At 58.9% G+C, this 17,784-nt stretch carries 16 protein-coding genes; 9 read left to right on the top strand and 7 right to left on the bottom strand.

Annotated features, from left to right (window positions below):
- Positions 1–6: 6 nt before the first annotated feature.
- The gene (proB, locus tag KB892_RS20390; protein ID WP_004144574.1) at positions 7–1,110 is read right to left on the bottom strand and encodes a glutamate 5-kinase; all 1,104 of its coding nucleotides are present in this window, start codon (positions 1,108–1,110) and stop codon (positions 7–9) included.
- 289 nt (positions 1,111–1,399) lie between these two features.
- Here proB and phoE point away from each other — a divergent pair, with 289 nt between their 5' ends.
- Positions 1,400–2,452: a phosphoporin PhoE gene (gene phoE / locus KB892_RS20385; protein ID WP_004144576.1), complete on the top strand. Its 1,053-nt coding sequence runs from the start codon at positions 1,400–1,402 to the stop codon at positions 2,450–2,452.
- A gap of 44 nt (positions 2,453–2,496) precedes the next feature.
- On the opposite strand, the gene KB892_RS20380 is transcribed toward phoE, so the two are convergent.
- Positions 2,497–3,063: a C40 family peptidase gene (locus tag KB892_RS20380; protein ID WP_004191825.1), complete on the bottom strand. Its 567-nt coding sequence runs from the start codon at positions 3,061–3,063 to the stop codon at positions 2,497–2,499.
- Between the two features lie 412 nt (positions 3,064–3,475).
- On the opposite strand from KB892_RS20380, the gene KB892_RS20375 reads away from it, so the two are divergent.
- Both KB892_RS20375 and KB892_RS20370 read left to right on the top strand, forming a co-directional pair.
- Entirely contained in the window at positions 3,476–4,345 is an 870-nt protein-coding gene (locus KB892_RS20375; RefSeq protein ID WP_004152028.1) for a DMT family transporter, read from the top strand.
- 95 nt (positions 4,346–4,440) lie between these two features.
- Positions 4,441–5,106 carry an HAD family hydrolase gene (locus KB892_RS20370; protein WP_004177299.1) on the top strand — a complete coding sequence of 222 codons (666 nt, stop codon included), beginning with the start codon at positions 4,441–4,443 and terminating at the stop codon, positions 5,104–5,106.
- Positions 5,107–5,683: 577 nt separating this feature from the next.
- Here KB892_RS20370 and KB892_RS20365 read toward each other — a convergent pair.
- The 5 genes from KB892_RS20365 to phnC all read right to left on the bottom strand — a co-directional run bounded on the left by KB892_RS20365 (position 5,684) and on the right by phnC (position 10,139).
- Positions 5,684–5,854, bottom strand: a complete 171-nt coding sequence (locus KB892_RS20365) for a LysR family transcriptional regulator (RefSeq protein WP_100218712.1) — start codon at positions 5,852–5,854, stop codon at positions 5,684–5,686.
- A gap of 661 nt (positions 5,855–6,515) precedes the next feature.
- A complete protein-coding gene (phnE, locus tag KB892_RS20360; protein ID WP_002889997.1) occupies positions 6,516–7,400 on the bottom strand; it encodes a phosphonate ABC transporter, permease protein PhnE in 885 nt (294 codons plus the stop codon).
- A complete protein-coding gene (gene phnE, locus KB892_RS20355; protein WP_002890001.1) occupies positions 7,397–8,269 on the bottom strand; it encodes a phosphonate ABC transporter, permease protein PhnE in 873 nt (290 codons plus the stop codon). The genes phnE (KB892_RS20360) and phnE (KB892_RS20355) overlap by 4 nt, the downstream gene beginning before the upstream one ends.
- A gap of 66 nt (positions 8,270–8,335) precedes the next feature.
- Positions 8,336–9,274 carry a phosphonate ABC transporter substrate-binding protein gene (phnD, locus tag KB892_RS20350; RefSeq protein WP_002890002.1) on the bottom strand — a complete coding sequence of 313 codons (939 nt, stop codon included), beginning with the start codon at positions 9,272–9,274 and terminating at the stop codon, positions 8,336–8,338.
- Between the two features lie 22 nt (positions 9,275–9,296).
- Positions 9,297–10,139: a phosphonate ABC transporter ATP-binding protein gene (phnC, locus tag KB892_RS20345; RefSeq protein WP_002890003.1), complete on the bottom strand. Its 843-nt coding sequence runs from the start codon at positions 10,137–10,139 to the stop codon at positions 9,297–9,299.
- A gap of 847 nt (positions 10,140–10,986) precedes the next feature.
- Here phnC and ecpR point away from each other — a divergent pair.
- The 6 genes from ecpR (at position 10,987) to KB892_RS20315 (ending at position 17,781) form a co-directional block, all read left to right on the top strand.
- On the top strand, positions 10,987–11,529 hold the full coding sequence (ecpR, locus tag KB892_RS20340) for an ECP biosynthesis operon DNA-binding transcriptional regulator EcpR (RefSeq protein ID WP_004144585.1): 543 nt from the start codon (positions 10,987–10,989) through the stop codon (positions 11,527–11,529).
- A gap of 74 nt (positions 11,530–11,603) precedes the next feature.
- Positions 11,604–12,191, top strand: coding sequence for a common pilus major fimbrillin subunit EcpA (ecpA, locus tag KB892_RS20335; RefSeq protein WP_002890053.1), 588 nt, complete (start codon positions 11,604–11,606; stop codon positions 12,189–12,191).
- A 58-nt stretch (positions 12,192–12,249) separates the two neighbouring features.
- On the top strand, positions 12,250–12,918 hold the full coding sequence (locus KB892_RS20330) for an EcpB family pilus assembly chaperone (RefSeq protein ID WP_002890054.1): 669 nt from the start codon (positions 12,250–12,252) through the stop codon (positions 12,916–12,918).
- Between the two features lie 25 nt (positions 12,919–12,943).
- Positions 12,944–15,469 carry a fimbrial biogenesis outer membrane usher protein gene (locus KB892_RS20325; RefSeq protein ID WP_002890059.1) on the top strand — a complete coding sequence of 842 codons (2,526 nt, stop codon included), beginning with the start codon at positions 12,944–12,946 and terminating at the stop codon, positions 15,467–15,469.
- Entirely contained in the window at positions 15,459–17,102 is a 1,644-nt protein-coding gene (ecpD, locus tag KB892_RS20320) for a fimbrial adhesin EcpD (protein ID WP_002890060.1), read from the top strand. Before KB892_RS20325 ends, ecpD begins: the two co-directional genes overlap by 11 nt.
- A complete protein-coding gene (locus KB892_RS20315) occupies positions 17,071–17,781 on the top strand; it encodes a fimbria/pilus periplasmic chaperone (RefSeq protein WP_002890061.1) in 711 nt (236 codons plus the stop codon). The genes ecpD and KB892_RS20315 overlap by 32 nt, the downstream gene beginning before the upstream one ends.
- Positions 17,782–17,784: the final 3 nt, after the last annotated feature.

Here is a 17,784-nt window from a genome sequence, read left to right as displayed (position 1 = left end):
AGCTCCTTAACGGATGATCATATCATCGCGGTGGACGGCCACCGGGCCGTATTCATAGCCCAGAATGGCATCGATTTGCTGCGAGTGCTGGCCGGCGATAAGGCGCAGCGCATCGCTGTTGTAGCGGCTGACGCCGTGAGCGATGTCGCGTCCTTCGCTATTGCGGATGCGGATCACTTCGCCGCGGGAGAAGTTGCCGCTGACGATTTTGATGCCTTTTGGCAATAGCGAGCTGCCTCTTTCGAGGATCGCCTGGGTCGCGCCCGCATCGACGGTGATTTCCCCCGCCGGCGGCGCGCCGAAGATCCAGCGCTTACGGTTCTCCAGCGGAGACTCCTGGGCGTGGAAGCAGGTACCTACCGGCAGGCCTGCCATCGCATGGCCGATGACGTCCGGACGGTTCCCGGCGGCGATGATGGTATCAATCCCCGCCCGGCAGGCGACGTCCGCGGCCTGCAGCTTGGTGCCCATGCCGCCGGTGCCAAGTCCGGAGACGCTATCGCCGGCGATGGCGCGCAGCGCGTCGTCGATGCCGTAAACGTCTTTAATCAGCTCCGCCTGCGGGTTGCTGCGCGGGTCGGCGGTGAACAGGCCTGGCTGGTCGGTTAACAGCAGCAGCTTATCCGCCCCGGCGAGGATCGCGGCCAGCGCGGAGAGATTGTCGTTATCGCCCACTTTGATTTCCGCGGTAGCGACGGCGTCGTTTTCGTTAATGACCGGGACGATGCTGTTATCCAGCAGCGCACGCAGAGTGTCGCGGGCGTTGAGGAACCGTTCTCTGTCTTCCATGTCGGCGCGGGTCAGCAGCATCTGGCCAACGTGAATGCCATAGATAGAAAACAGCTGTTCCCACAGCTGGATCAGACGGCTTTGTCCCACCGCCGCCAGCAGCTGCTTGGAGGCGATGGTGGCGGGCAGTTCCGGGTAACCAAGGTGCTCGCGCCCGGCGGCAATGGCCCCGGAGGTCACGATGACAATACGGTGTCCCATGGCGTGCAACTGTGCGCACTGGCGCACAAGCTCGACGATATGGGCGCGGTTCAGGCGACGGGACCCGCCTGTTAAAACACTGGTGCCCAGTTTTACCACCAGCGTCTGGCTTTCACTCATGATTCTCTGCCGTTCAAAAGGAATATCGATATCGAGCTGATGTTGTAGCAGGAGTCGGCCCGCTTGCCAACACCCGGGGCGGCGGGCGCGCCATTTTATTGCGCGGGATCGGGCATTCTGGAGAGGGAATGTGACAAAAATATGTCAGATACATTTAAATACCCTTTTTTATAAAAAGTTCCATCTTGTCATAAATATTTAATATCCCGGCGTTAAAAAACCTCCAGTTTTTGATGGGCGAGCGCCCGCAATTGAATAGCGCGTATAAATAAATCACCAGGACTGAATAATGAAAAAGAGTACTCTGGCATTAATGATGATGGGCTTTGTGGCTTCAACAGCGACGCAGGCAGCGGAAGTTTATAATAAGAACGCGAACAAGCTGGATGTGTACGGCAAGATCAAAGCCATGCACTATTTCAGCGACTATGACAGCAAGGATGGCGATCAGACCTACGTGCGTTTCGGTATTAAAGGCGAAACGCAGATTAACGACGACCTGACCGGCTATGGCCGTTGGGAATCTGAATTCTCCGGTAACAAAACCGAGAGCGACTCCAGCCAGAAAACCCGTCTGGCGTTCGCCGGCGTGAAGCTGAAGAACTACGGCTCCTTCGATTACGGTCGTAACCTTGGCGCCCTGTACGACGTGGAAGCCTGGACCGATATGTTCCCGGAATTCGGCGGCGATTCCTCTGCCCAGACCGATAACTTTATGACCAAGCGCGCCAGCGGCCTGGCGACCTACCGCAACACCGACTTCTTCGGTCTGGTGGATGGCCTGGATCTGACCCTGCAGTACCAGGGTAAAAACGAAGGCCGTGAAGCGAAGAAACAGAACGGCGACGGCGTCGGCACCTCGTTAAGCTATGATTTCGGCGGCAGCGACTTCGCCGTCAGCGCAGCCTACACCAGCTCCGACCGTACCAACGATCAGAACCTGCTGGCCCGCGGCCAGGGTTCGAAAGCGGAAGCCTGGGCGACCGGCCTGAAATATGACGCCAACAATATCTACCTGGCGACCATGTACTCTGAAACCCGCAAGATGACCCCGATCAGCGGCGGCTTTGCCAACAAAGCGCAGAACTTTGAAGCGGTGGCGCAGTATCAGTTCGACTTCGGTCTGCGTCCGTCCCTCGGCTATGTGCTGTCGAAAGGGAAGGATATCGAAGGGGTGGGGAGTGAAGATCTGGTTAACTACATCGACGTGGGCCTGACCTACTACTTCAACAAAAACATGAACGCCTTCGTGGATTACAAAATCAACCAGCTGAAAAGCGATAACAAACTCGGCATCAACGATGACGACATCGTCGCGCTGGGTATGACCTACCAGTTCTGATTAACCGCAGAACCACCCGCCGCAGCCCTGGCTGCGGCTTTTTTTTAGCGGCGATTCTTCGCCAGATGCAGGGTGTCGCTGTTCATGGTGATCTGCGCGTTATACTCCTTCGGCAGACGACGCGCCTGATAGAACGCCGATTCCCAGTAAGGGTTGTCCAGCGAAGAGCGCATCACGCCCTGGCTGCTCGAGGCGTGAAGGAAATTATGATCGGTATCGTAAAAGCCAACGTGCATCCCGGCCCGGGTGCGGAAGAACACCAGATCGCCGGGACGTAAATCCCGCTTATTGACCCGCACGCCCATGTGCAGCAGCTCGCGGGTGGTGATCCGCTCCATCGGCAGGTTAAAGCGATCCTTCAGCGTGCGCCAGACGAAACCCGAGCAGTCGACGCCGCTTTGTTCAGTACCGCCCCATTCATAGGGGGTTCCCTGCCAGGTGTGCATCTGATCATGCAGGGCCGCCACCACCGGGATCAGATCGTCCGACCCGCTATCAATGGTCATATCCGCATGAGATTTTGTGTTCTTTGCCTGTTTCGGTGAGGAGGAGCATCCTGCCAACAACAAAAAAGGAATTAAAAAGAGAGCATGCGTCAGTTTTGGCTTCATATCGTTATTTTCGAAGTAGCAAGCAGACTGCTTTGTTTTATAGCCGATTAAAAACCACGGCTGAATAAGCCGAGGCCGCCTTTACGTTTATTTACGATTAAAAATAAACAACCTCGGGCTGGATCAGCCATAAAGGGCAGTTGTCACTCCGCAACGGTCTGTGCCAGGATGCTGACAGGAACATTTCACGAGGCATTCCATGACGCATTACGCCATCTCTGGTGAGACTTTGCCCGGCGCCGCTTTCGACGCGGGGTGGATGACGTCTGCGCCTCATCATCGCTTCGCCACGCTCTGCCCACCGCCTCCCCCTCCAGACCGGGTAGTTTTCGGCGCTTAACGCCGTCTTTAGCAGGCGCTTACCTGCCGGTATGACGCTTGTTACCTTGTGTTTGACGTTCTGGAGCATGCTATGCACGTTCGCTATTCTCTGCTCGCCTCGCAGGCGACAACGGCCCTTTTTGTGCTGCTGTGGGGCAGCGCGGCCATCTTCACCCGCTGGGGACTGGATAACGCCTCGCCGATGGCGCTGCTGGTCTTTCGTTTTCTGGTTGCCCTGGTCGCGCTGGCGCCGCTGGCTATCGTCCGTCGGCGCTGGCTGCCCGCGCCGGGCACCCGCCTGCAGACAGCTGCCACCGGTCTGATGCTGATTGGCGGCTATTCGGTCTGTTACTTCGAGGCGATGGCCAACGGCGTGACGCCGGGACTTATCGCCACCATCATGGGGATCCAGCCCATCCTTACGCTTTGCGTGGTGGAGCGCCGCCTGCAGGGGCGGCGGCTGTCAGGGCTGCTGCTTGCCCTGGCGGGGCTGGTGCTGCTGGTGTGGCGCAGCCTGGCGGCCTCACCGATGGCGACGGTGGGGATCCTGTTTGCGCTGGCGGCGCTGCTGCTGATGACCTTTGGCGCGCTGTGGCAAAAGCGCAGCCGTCAGGCGCCGGCGGATGTCCTGCCGCTGCAGTATGCCGTTAGTCTGGGGCTGTGCCTGCTGATTGCCCCGGTCAGCGGCTACCAGTTTACCGTTAACGCCGGGTTGATTATTCCGGTGCTGTTTCTCGGACTGCTGATTTCGGTGGTCGCCCAGCTACTGCTGTACCGTCTGCTGAGCGCGGGAAATATCGTCAATGTCACCAGCCTCTTTTATCTGGTACCAGCGATCACGGCGCTGCTGGATTATCTGCTGCTGGGCAACCGGCTGCCGGCGGCGGCGATGATCGGTATGATGGCGATCGTCGGCGGGATCGTGCTGGTGTTCCGCACCGCGAAGGTCCGCGCCGGCTGATGGCGAGCCGGGCGCTGCGGCGTCCGGTTCATTTTCCTGTCATCTTTTTTACGCATGCTCCCGGCAGCTTATTTTGACCAGTAAGGGAAAGTATCATGGGCAACACGCTGACGATTTTTGATCTCGATAACACCCTGATACAGGGCGATAGCAGTACGGTCTGGAGCCAGTTTATGGTTCGCGAAGGGCTGGCGACGCAGAAGGGGTATCTTGCCCGCGAGGCGCGGCTAATGGCGGATTATGACCGGGGAGAGATGAATATCGCCGATTATGTGGCCCTGATCCAGGCGCCGCTGGCCGGAATACCGAAGTCGGACGTTGACGCGCTGGTGGCCCGCTGCGTGCGCGAGGCGATCCTGCCCCGGGTCTATCCGCAGGCGTGGGAGCTCATTCGTCGTCTGCGGGCCGAGGGAGAGCAGATGCTGATTATCTCCGCCTCGGTTAGCCTGCTGGTGCAGGCGGTGGCCGCCGCGCTGGAGATCGATCAGGCGCTGGGTATTGACGTGGCGATGGTCGACGGCGGCTACAGCGGTGAAATCACCGGGATCCCCAGCTATCAGCAGGGGAAGGTGGCGCGTCTGGCGCAGTGGCGCGAGGCGCATCCGCAGTATGACGGCGAGGTGACGTTCTATACCGATTCCATTAACGATCTGCCGCTGTGCCTGCATGCGGATCGCGTGCGGCTGGTCAATCCCTGTCCGCAGCTGCAGGCGGCCGGTGCCGGATACGGCTGGCCGGTGCTGAGCTGGCGGCTGGAATAGCGGAGCGGATAAATGCTTGCCGGGCCTACAGACAGTCGGAGCCGGACGAGTAGGCCGGGTAAGGCGCAGCCGCCACCCGGCATAAACGCAGCTCCGTGCCTGATGCCATCGCCCGGCGGCGCTGCGCTTACCGGGCCTACAGACAGTCGGAGCCGGACGAGTAGGCCGGGTAAGGCGCAGCCGCCACCCGGCAATAAAGCGGCTCCGTGCCTGATGGCATCGCCCGGTGGTGCTGCGCTTACCGGGCCTATGAGGTGTGAGCCTGTGAGAGGCCCCGGTAGGCCGGGTAAGGTGCCAGCCGCCACCCGGCAAAATAACGGCGCAACCGGAAATGTCCCTGCCCGCGCTGCGCTTAGCAGGGCTACAGTTTCTATGTTATTTCCGGACAGATTGCGCTCCCAATATTTTTTCTGCGCTATGTCACTCATGGCGCTGGGAGCGCACAGGGGGCGGCCAGTCGCCGCCGCCCCCTGTACCCCCGGGCTCCGGCCAGCAACATCGCCGCTGCGCGGTCCCTTCGACTTATCCCTGCAGGCTTCGGGTCGGGCCGAGGCAGCGTCCCTGCAAAACACGGCCCTCAGCCCGCATCCATGCGGGCTGCCCCGGCCTTCCGGGAACGTCTCAGCGATGTTGAGGCCGCCAGCACCGGCAGTTTCAGCAGCCCCTGCGCCAGCGGTGATTTGGGGTTGTAGGCCGGGTAAGGCGCAGCCGCCATCCGGCATAAACGCAGCTCCGTGCCTGATGCCATCGCCTGGCGGCGCCGTTGCTTGCCGGGCCTACAGACAGTCGGAGCCGGACGAGTAGGCCGGGTAAGGCGTAGCCGCCACCCGGCATAAACGCAGCTCCGTGCCTGATGCCATCGCCCGGCGGCGCAGTCCAAGTTGCTTGCCGGGCCTACAGACAGTCGGAGCCGGACGAGTAGGCCGGGTAAGGCGTAGCCGCCACCCGGCATAAAAGCAGCTCCGTGCCTGATGCCATCGCCCGGCGGCGCCGTTGCTTGCCGGGCCTACAGACAGTCAGAGCCGGACGAGTAGGCCGGGTAAGGCGTAGCCGCCACCCGGCATTAACGCAGCTCCGTGTCTGATGCCATCGCCTGGCGGCGCAGTTGCTTGCCGGGCCTGGAGACAGTCAGAGCCGGACGAGTAGGCCGGGTAAGGCGCAGCCGCCACCCGGTATAAACGCAGCTCCGTGCCTGATGCCATCGCCCGGCGGCGCAGTTGCTTGCCGGGCCTGGAGACAGTCAGAGCCGGACGAGTAGGCCGGGTAAGGCGCAGCCGCCACCCGGCATAAAAGCAGCTCCGTGCCTGATGCCATCGCCCGGCGGCGCCGTTGCTTGCCGGGCCAACAGACAGTCGGAGCCGGACGGGTAGGCCGGATAAGGCGAAGCCGCCATCCGGCGCAAAGGCGCGCTAGCGTCCGCCCTGATACAGCGGCACCGCGGCGCCGCCGATATAGCGACGGCGCAGCCAGGCGGAAAGGGTGTCCATGATCATCACCACCGCCACCAGCAGCAGGGTGATAAACATCACCACATCCCAGTTCCACAGACGCATATTCTCGGCATAGATAAGCCCGATACCGCCGGCGCCGACGAAGCCCAGCACCGCCGCGGAGCGGGTGTTGGATTCAATCTGATACAGGCTCAGCGCGAGGAAGGTCGGGAACGACTGGGTAAAAATGCCAAAGCGATGCTTTTGCAGGCCGTTCGCGCCCGCGGCGGTCAGCCCACGCCCGGGAGATCGGTCCACGGCTTCGTGACCTTCCGCGTACAGCCGTCCCAGCAGGCCGGTGTCCTGCATGATGATCGCCAGCACCCCGGCCAGCGGCCCGAGGCCGACCGCACGCACGAAAATCAGCCCCCAGATAGCCATGTCGATCCCGCGCAGTACATCAAACAGGCGGCGCATCAGCAGGGCTAGGGTCCCCAGCACCACGCCGCGCATGATGTTGCGGGCGGCGAAGAAGGAGAGCAGCAGCGCCAGCACCGTGGCGGTCAGCGTCCCGGCGAAGACGATGGCCAGGGTGACGCCGATTTGCGTAAAGTAATAGCCGAACGGCCAGTTCCAGAAGTCGTGCCAGACGAACATCCGCGCCAGGTAGCGGCCAATCTGCTGCAGGCCGGTGGTCAGCTGCTCGCCGCTGACGCCGAACTGCAGAAAAAACCAGACGTAATAGAGCAGGCAGGCCAGCGCCACCAGCCCGACGTAGCGCAGGTAGCGCCCCTGGACCTGATAGAGCTGCTTATGCTGCCGCCGGCTGGCGGCGAGATCCGGTTGCATGTGCCAGACGCTCATTTTTTCCCCTCCAGTACCCACAGGCGCAGACGACCGGACAGCATGTCCAGCGCCGACACCACCAGAATGATCAGCAGCAGGGTGATGCTCACCTGATCGTAGCGGTCGAGCTTGATGTTGGTCATCAGCTCCTGGCCGATGCCGCCCGCGCCCACCAGCCCGAGAATGGTCGACGAGCGGAAGTTGATTTCAAGCCGCATAAAGCCATAGGAGAGAAACAGCGGTTTCACCTGCGGCCAGAGGGCGAAGCGAATTTTCTGCAGCGGGGACGCGCCGCAGGCCGCCAGGCCGCGTACCGGTTTGTTTTGCGCGCTTTCCACCGCCTCGTAGAACAGTTTGGTCAGGCTGCCGACGGTATGCAGCATCAGCGCCAGAAAGCCCGGGATCGCGCCGATGCCGAACGCCATCACAAAGATCACCGCCCACGCCAGCTCGGGCATGGTGCGCAAAAACGCCACCAGCACGCGAATGGCAAAGCGCACCGGCGCCGGGGACCAGGCGTTATTGGCGGCAAGAAACGCGAAAACCGTGGCGATGGCGACCGCCACCAGGGTCGAGGCCAGCGCCAGCTGCAGGGTTTCCCAGATCAGCGGCAGCTGGATCGGCAGGCGATAGCCCCACCAGGCCAGCGACCCTTTGGTCTGCACATCGGCGAACAGGTTGCCGGCGCTCAGGGGCGGAATGGTCTCTGCCATATAGTCAAAGAAGTGGGGCAGCGAGTGCCAGATAGTCAGCAGATTAAATTCCGCGGCGCTGCCGGCGGCAAAATAGAGCGCCAGCAGCAGCAGCGACCAGCAGACGGCATCGCGCTTTTGCCGCGAGCGTACCTGCTGGTAATAGCGTTCAAATTCGGTGTGGGTTGTCTTCATGCGTCGGGGATCTTCAACGTAGCGCCGCCGCTTACCCTGGGGCAAGCAGGCGGCGTTGAGGCAGGATTAACGCGCGCTCACCAGCTCGCGTTTCATATCAATAATCTGCTGGAAGTCAGCCACGCTGCCCGGGCCGATGTGCTGAGTACCGCCCATCGCTTTGATAAAGCAGGCGTGATCCTCGGTGTCCAGCTTTTTCACTGCCGCCACGACCTTCGCCTTAAAGTCCGCCGGCAGCGCATTGCTCACCAGGATCGGGCCGTTCGGGATCAGCGGCGATTGCCAGATAATGCGGATCTGCTTCATCAGATCCGGATGATCCATGCGAATCAGGCGGTTGAACGCGCCGGTAGTGTAGCCGGTGTTGTAATCGCCAACCATCGAGGCCCACGTGACCGCGCCCGCGAATTGGCCATTCAGCACGCCGAGGATGTCCTGCTCATGGCCGCCGGAGAAGGTGACGCTGGAGAAGGTGTTGTTGTATTTGTTGTCGGCGTTACCGCCAAATTTTTCTTTAAACGCATGGTTAGGGATCAGATACCCGGAAGTGGAATCCGGATCGGCGAAGCCGAAGGCTTTGCCTTTTAAATCGTCCAGCGTTTTGTACGGGGAGTCGGCTTTGACAATCACCACCGAGTGATAGCCGCGAGACTGATCTTTGTCGTCCACGGCGATGCCGACGATATCCACCGCTTTTGGATTATTGAGATAAACCGAGGCGTAGGAGGAGGGGGACATGCTCAGCACCACGTCGACTTTGCCCCCCAGCAGGCCCTGGATCACCCCGGAATAGTCGGAAGAGTTGCGCAGTTTGGTATCCACGTTCAGCTCTTTATCGAGGAAGGCCTTCACGCACTGGTTATCGCCGATTTGCTGGGTGGCGTTCTGGCCGCCGAGAATGCCCAGATTGAGCTCTTTCGGCTGCGCCGCCGCTGCCTGCCATGCCATCATCATGCCCGCGACCATTGCGGATAAACGAACTGCGCCAGTCATATATTTTTTCATTATGTTGCCCGTGTGAGTGAAATTAATGCAATTGGCTAACTTCATCGCCGTACAGCCGCTGCAGCACATCCTGCGTCAGCCGGGAGGGGTGATCGTCAAAAATAAGCTGGCCGCTGGCGACGCCGATAACCCGGGTGCAGTAGGCCCTGACCAGCTCCACCGAATGCAGGTTTACCATCACGCTGATACCCTGCTCGCTAATCTCGCGCAGCACATCCATGATGCGCTGAGTGTTTTTCGGATCCAGCGAGGCGACAGGCTCGTCGGCCAGCAGGATCCCGGGGTTTTGCATCAGCGCCCGGCAGATCGCCACCCGCTGCATCTGCCCGCCGGAGAGGTTCTCCGCCCGCTGCAGCGCGTGCGGCAGCATGTTCATCCACTCAAGCAGCGCAATGGCGCGCGCCCGGTCGGCTGCGGGAAAGATTTTAAACAGCGATTTCAGGGTTGAAGTCTGGCTGAGGCGGCCCAGCAGGACGTTGGTGAGCACGTCGAGGCGCGGCACCAGGCAGAAGTCCTGAAAAATCATTCCGCAGTGGCTACGCCAGGCATTGAGCGCGCGGCCTTTCAGCTGTGAGACATCGTGCGGGGTACCGACTTCCGGGTAGCTAAGAATTTCTCCGCCGCTGGCGCTGTGGGTGCCGTTGAGGACATGCAGGAGCGTCGATTTACCGGCGCCGGAGCGGCCAATGACCCCGACCATTTCCCCGGCGTGCAGATCAAAGCTGATGCCGTCCAGCACCTTGTGCTGGGCTTGATAAGCTTTACTCAGATTACGCACGCTTAAGACCTTCCGCTGCCGGCCGGCAGCGGGATCGGTGAACGGCTGGAAATCAGTTTCGGCCACCGCGGCAAGAGAGCTGTTCATAAGAGTGTCCAGGTTCGTCATTAACTGGCCACTATTAATAGGTCTTTATATGAAATTTCGATGACGGTATTGCGAACAAAGCGTGAACTGGCGTGAAAGAGCGACGGCCAGCGGCTCAACGCGTGCGGCATGCTGGCGGCTGGCGAAGCGCCGAAAAGCCGCTATGCTTTGGAGGACGCGAGGACAGACCGGTTCGTAGGCGTAGACAGCCTTCGGCAATCTTCGCTTAATCTTGATGAAGAAGACTGTTTAATCGAATAGATAATGCGTCTGCCTTTGTTTAGCATTCAACATCCCGCATGTATTAACATATACATAACTATTTTGTGCGGCAGGTTAATCTATTCATGAGTCTTATGTGTTGGTGAATCATCCTGGTTTTTCTTTATTTGTAGATTTATATCCTTTCTTTTGTGCTAAATCCGGTTTATTTGATAAGCCATTCAAGAGTTCCATTAAGAATATTCCTAACATAATAGGGCGAAGATCCTGGATAATATAAAGCGCAGATAAGAATTGACGGTTATATTACCAATAACCTTATGAAAATAAATGTCTTTTTCTGGCGCTCAAAAATTTGATATTTTCAGTTTTTGTAAATATTGACCTGGGCGCGAAATTCATTGCCTTTCCGCATGTTGACACTCCATAGGAAAAAACTTAAATTCAACGCCAAGCAGAAAATAATTATAGTTTAATCCCCGCTTATCCAATATTGATAAGTAATGCGTGTCTTATTTAATGGCGATTTATTAAAGGAAACGAATACGCCAGTAAACTTTATAGGCCTGGCAAGCAGTGACGTTGTAAAAATGATTACTTCAAGGACTATGAGGTTAAAAACTATATGGAATATAAAAGCTGTTCCGATAAGTATATTTGGTCTGCCGATGACTCCTATTTCTATAAAGGACTGTCCGAACTGATTGTAGACATCGACGAATTAATTTATCTCTCACTGGAGAAAATCAGAAAAGATTTTGTGTTTATCAATCTCAATACGGCTTCATTAAACGAATTTATCAGGCGCGACAGCGAATGGCTATCCGCGGTAAAGGGGAAACAGGTCGTATTGATTGCGGCCAGGAAATCAGAGGCCTTAGCGAACTACTGGTATTACAATAGCGATATTCGCGGGGTGGTATATGTTGGTCTGAGTCGCGATATTCGAAAAGAACTGGCCTATGTAATTAATGGCAGGTTTCTCCGCAAAGATATTAAGAAAGATAAAATTACAGATCGGGAAATGAAAATTATCCGCATGACCGCCCAGGGCATGCAGCCGAAATCGATCGCCAGAATTGAAAATTGTAGCGTGAAGACAGTGTATACCCATCGGCGTAATGCTGAGGCCAAACTGTATTCCAAAATATATAAGTTAGTTCAGTAACACCCAGGCAATTCTGTTTTTTAAATGGTTCACCGGGACATCATGTCCTTAATTCAACTCAGGATGAAAAAGCGATGAAAAAAAAGGTTCTGGCAATAGCTCTGGTAACGGCGTTTACCGGTATGGGCGTGGCGCAGGCTGCTGACGTAACGGCTCAGGCTGTAGCGACCTGGTCTGCGACCGCTAAAAAAGACACCACCAGCAAGCTGGTTGTGACCCCGCTCGGCAGCCTGGCGTTCCAGTACGCCGAAGGCATTAAAGGCTTTAACTCGCAGAAAGGTCTGTTTGACGTGGCGATTGAGGGGGACACAACGGCGACCGCCTTTAAGCTAACCTCGCGTCTTATCACCAACACCTTAACCCAGCTGGATACCTCCGGCTCCACGCTGAGCGTGGGCGTGGATTATAACGGCGCCGCGGTGGAAAAAACTGGCGATACCGTGATGATCGATACCGCCAACAATATTATGGGCGGCAACCTCAGCGCGCTGGCTAATGGCTACAACGCCAGCGGCCGTACCACCGCGCAGGATGGTTTCACTTTCTCCATCATCAGCGGCACCACCAACGGCACCACCGCCGTGACCGATTACAGCACCCTGCCGGAAGGGATCTGGAGCGGCGACGTCAGCGTACAGTTCGACGCCACCTGGACCAGCTGATCCTTCTGATGCACCAGCAGGGGGATCTCCCCCTGCTTTTTTCACGGACGGAATTGTTATGAAAAAGCACCTTCTGGCCCTCGGGCTGCTGCTTGCCGGGGCGTCGCCGGCGCAGGCGCTGGATGTCGGCGATATTTCATCCTTTATGAACAGCGGCAGCAGCACGCTGAGCAAAACGATCAAGAACAGCACAGACAGCGGTCGACTGATCAATATCCATCTCGAACGGCTCTCTTCCCCGCTGGACGGCGGGCAGGTTATCCCGATGGACAAACCGGATGAGGTGCTGCTTACCCCCGCCAGCCTGCTGCTACCCGCCCAGGCCAGCGATGTCATCCGCTTCTTCTACAAAGGCCCGGCGGATGACAAAGAGCGCTACTACCGCATTGTCTGGTTCGATCAGGCGCTCAGCGATGCCCAGCGCGATAACGCTAAACGCAGCGCGGTGGCCACGGCGTCCGCCCGCATCGGCACCATTCTGGTGGTGGCGCCGCGTCAGGTGAACTACCGCTTTCAGTACGCCAACGGCTCTCTGACCAACACCGGGAATGCGACATTGCGGATCCTCGCCTACGGCCCCTGCCTGAAGGCCGCCGACGGTAAGGAGTGTAAAGAGAATTACTACCTGATGCCGGGTAAATCGCGCCGTTTTACGCAGGTGAATACGGCAGATAAAAAAGGACGGGTTGCGCTTTGGCAGGGTGAGCAGTTTGTTCCCGTGAAATAGACAGTTGTGCAGATGGATAACGACGATGCCTCTACGACGGATTTCCCCAGGACTGAAAACGCGGCTTGCCTTCGGCATGATATTTTTGTTCGTTCAGCCCGACGCCAGCGCGGCTGCCCCAGGCGCGCAGCAGATTGGCGGGGTGATTATTCCGCAGGCCTTCAGCCAGGCGCTGCAGGACGGCATGAGCATCCCGCTCTATATTCATCTTGCCGGCAGCCAGGGCATCAAGGACGATCAGCGGATCGGCAGCGCCTTTATCTGGCTGGACGGCGGCCAGCTGCGCGTCCGGCAGATCCGGCTGGAGGACAGTGAAGGTAACGCCAGCGTCAGTGAACAGACCCGTCAGCAGCTGATCGGCCTGGCCAACGCCCCGTTCAGCGAGGCGCTCACCATTCCCCTGACCGACAGCGCCCAGCTGGATCTTAGCCTGCGCCAGCTCCTGCTGCAGCTGGTGGTCAAGCGCGAGGCGCTGGGCACCGTGCTGCGCTCGCGCAGCGAAGACATCGGTCAGTCCAGCGTCAATACCCTCAGCAGCAACCTGAGCTATAACCTCGGCGTCTATAACAACCAGATGCGCAATGGCGGGAGCAACACCTCCAGCTATCTGTCGCTGAACAACGTTACCGCGCTGCGGGAGCATCACGTGGTGCTCGACGGCTCGCTGTATGGGATCGGCAGCGGCCAACAGGACAGTGAATTATATAAGGCCATGTATGAGCGCGATTTCGCCGGCCACCGTTTTGCCGGCGGCATGCTCGACACCTGGAACCTGCAGTCCCTGGGACCGATGACCGCCATTTCGGCCGGCAAGATTTACGGCCTTTCCTGGGGAAACCAGGCCAGCTCCACCGTCTTCGACAACAGCCAGTCGGCCACGCCGGTGATTGCCTTTTTACCGGCGGCGGGCGAGGTGCATCTCACCCGTGACGGCCGGTTGCTGAGCGTCCAGAACTTCGCCATGGGCAACCATGAAGTGGATACCCGTGGCCTGCCGTACGGTATTTACGACGTGGAAGTGGAGGTGATCGTCAATGGTCGGGTGGTCAGCAAACGCACCCAGCGGGTCAATAAGCTGTTCAGCCGGGGACGCGGCGCCGGCGCGCCGCTGGCGTGGCAGGTATGGGGCGGCAGTTTTCATATGGATCGCTGGTCAGAGAGCGGGAAAAAGACCCGGCCGGCGAAAGAGAGCTGGCTGGCAGGCCTTTCGGCCTCCGGGTCGCTCAGCACCCTGAGCTGGGCGGCTACGGGCTATGGCTACGACAACCAGGCTGTGGGGGAAACCCGCCTGACGCTACCGCTGGGCGAGTCGATCAACGTTAACCTGCAAAACATGCTGGCCAGCGACAGCTCGTGGAGCAGCGTCGGCAGCATCAGCGCCACGTTGCCCGGGGGATTCAGTTCAGTGTGGGTTAACCAGGAGAGAACCCGCATTGGCGATCAATTGCGGCGCAGCGATGCCGACAACCGGGCGATCGGCGGCACCCTCAACCTGAACGCGCTGTGGTCGAAGCTGGGGACGTTCAGCGTCAGCTACAACGATGACCGTCGCTACAACAGCCATTACTACACCGCGGATTACTATCAGACGGTCTACAGCGGCGCCTTTGGCTCGCTCGGCCTGCGGGCGGGGATCCAGCGCTATAACAATGGCGACAGCAGCGCCAACACCGGGAAATATATCGCCCTCGATCTGTCGCTGCCGCTGGGCAACTGGTTCAGCGCCGGGATGACCCATCAGAACGGCTACACCATGGCTAACCTCTCAGCGCGCAAGCAGTTTGATGAAGGCACTATTCGCACCATCGGCGCCAATCTGTCGCGAGCCATCTCCGGCGATACCGGGGATGACAAAACCCTCAGCGGCGGCGCGTATGCCCAGTTCGACGCCCGCTACGCCAGCGGCACGCTGAACGTCAACAGCGCGGCGGACGGCTACGTCAACACCAACCTCACCGCCAGCGGCAGCGTCGGCTGGCAGGGCAAAAATATCGCCGCCAGCGGACGAACCGACGGCAACGCTGGGGTGATCTTCAACACCGGGCTGGAGGACGATGGTCAGATCAGCGCCAGGGTTAACGGGCGGATCTTCCCGCTCAGCGGCAAGCGTAACTACCTGCCGCTCTCTCCCTATGGTCGCTATGAGGTGGAGCTGCAGAACAGCAAAAACTCGCTCGACAGCTACGACATCGTCAGCGGGCGCAAGAGTCATCTGACCCTTTATCCGGGCAACGTCGCGGTGATTGAGCCAGAGGTGAAGCAGATGGTCACCGTCTCCGGCCGTATTCGTGCAGAAGACGGCACGCTGCTGGCGAATGCGCGGATTAACAACCATATCGGCCGTACCCGCACCGATGAAAACGGCGAGTTTGTCATGGACGTGGATAAGAAATACCCCACTATCGATTTCAGCTACGGCGGCAATAAAACCTGCGAAGTGGCGCTGGAGCTCAGCCAGGCGCGCGGCGCCGTCTGGGTGGGGGATGTGGTCTGCAGCGGCCTCTCGTCGTGGGCGGCGGTGCAGCAGTCAGGAGAAGAGAATGAAAGTTAATGCACTGATGGCGCTGGCGATCCTCGCGCTGCTCTGGCCGGCAGCCGCGCTCAGGGCGGCGGTGACCAAGACCACCTGGTCGGATGCGCCGGCGCGCGAGTTTGTGTTTGTGGAAAACAACTCCGACGACAACTTTTTCGTCACCCCCGGCGGGGCGCTGGATCCGCGTATGACCGGCGCTAACCGCTGGACCGGCTTAAAATACACCGGCTCCGGGACCATCTATCAGCAGAGTCTCGGCTATATCGATAACGGCTACAACACCGGGCTCAATGCCAACTGGAAGTTTGATATGTGGCTGGAAAACTCACCGGTTTCACACCCCTTAACCGGCCTGCGCTGCATCAACTGGTACGCCGGGTGCGATATGGCTACCAGCCTGATCCTGCCGCAGACCACCGACGCCAGCGGGTTTTACGGCGCGACGGTGACCAGCGGCGGCGCGAAGTGGATGCACGGCATGATGTCAGACGCCTTCTATCAATATCTGCAGCAGATGCCGGTCGGCGGCAGCTTTACGATGACCATCAATGCCTGTCAGACCTCGGTGAACTACGATGCCAGCAGCGGCGCGCGCTGTAAGGATCAGGCCTCCGGTAACTGGTATGTGCGCAACGTCACCCACACCAAAGCCGCGAACCTGCGGTTGATTAATACCCACTCGCTGGCGGAGGTGTTTATCAACAGCGATGGCGTGCCGACCCTCGGGGAAGGGAACGCCGACTGCCGGACGCAGACCATCGGCAGCCGCTCAGGATTAAGCTGTAAGATGGTCAACTATACCTTGCAGACCAACGGCTTAAGCAACACCTCGATCCATATTTTCCCGGCGATCGCCAACTCGTCGCTGGCCTCGGCCGTCGGGGCGTACGATATGCAGTTCAGCCTCAACGGCAGCTCCTGGAAGCCGGTGAGCAATACCGCTTATTACTACACTTTCAACGAGATGAAGAGCTCAGACTCGATCTATGTTTTCTTCTCCAGCAACTTCTTTAAGCAGATGGTGAACCTCGGGATCAGCGATATCAACACCAAGGATCTGTTCAACTTTCGCTTTCAGAACACCACCTCGCCGGAGTCAGGCTGGTATGAGTTTTCCACCTCCAACACGCTGATTATCAAGCCTCGTGATTTCAGCATCAGCATTATCTCCGACGAATATACCTCGGCGCCGTCGCGCGAGGGGTATGTCGGCAGCGGCGAACCGGCGCTCGATTTCGGCTACATCGTCACCACCAGCGGTAAAACGGCCGCCGATGAAGTGCTGATCAAGGTGACCGGACCGGCGCAGGTGATTGGCGGGCGTTCCTACTGTCTCTTCAGCTCCGATGACGGTACGGCGAAAGTGCCGTTCCCGGCGACGCTCTCTTTTATCACCCGCAGCGGCACGACTCAGACCTACGATGCCGGGTGCGATGACAGCTGGCGGGATATGACCGATGCGCTGTGGCTGACCACGCCGTGGACCGATATCTCCGGCGAAGTGGGGCAGATGGATAAGACCACGGTGAAATTTTCGATTCCGATGGATAACGCCATTTCGCTGCGGACGGTAGACGATAACGGCTGGTTTGGCGAAGTCAGCGCTTCAGGAGAGATTCATGTCCAGGCGACGTGGCGCAACATTAACTAAGGCCCTGCTGACGGTGGGCTGCCTGCTGGCAGCGCCGCTGGCGCAGGCGATCTCGGTCGGTAACCTGACCTTTTCCCTGCCTGCCGAAGCGGATTTCGCCAGCAAACGGGTGGTCAACAACAATAAAAGCGCGCGGCTGTACCGCATCGCCGTCAGCGCCATCGATCGCCCGGGCGGCAGCGAAGTCCGCTCCCGGCCGGTGGATGGCGAACTGCTGTTCGCCCCCCGCCAGCTGGTGCTGCAGGCAGGTGAGAGCGAGTATTTTAAATTTTACTATCATGGGCCGCGGGATAACCGCGAGCGCTACTATCGGGTCTCGTTTCGCGAAATCCCCACCCGCAACCTGACGAGGCGCAGCCCGACTGGCGGCGAGGTCAGCATGGAGCCGGTGGTGGTGATGGATACCATTCTGGTGGTGCGCCCGCGCGAGGTACAGTTTAAATGGTCTTTCGATAAGGTGGCCGGGACGGTGAGCAACACCGGCAATACCTGGTTTAAGCTGCTGATTAAGCCCGGATGCGATTCGACCGAAGAGGAGGGGGACGCGTGGTATCTGCGTCCCGGGGACGTGGTTCGCCAGCCGGCGCTGCGCCAGCCGGGGAACCACTATCTGGTCTATAACGACAAATTTATTAAGATCAGCGATACCTGTCCGCTGAAGCCCCGTCCCGCGGAGTGAGCC

Source organism: Klebsiella sp. P1927, assembly GCF_018204675.1.
In the GTDB taxonomy this organism is placed as follows: Bacteria; Pseudomonadota; Gammaproteobacteria; order Enterobacterales; family Enterobacteriaceae; genus Klebsiella; species Klebsiella pneumoniae.
The sequence above is the reverse complement of the archived record's forward strand: the minus strand, read 5'-3'. Positions and strand labels throughout refer to the sequence as shown.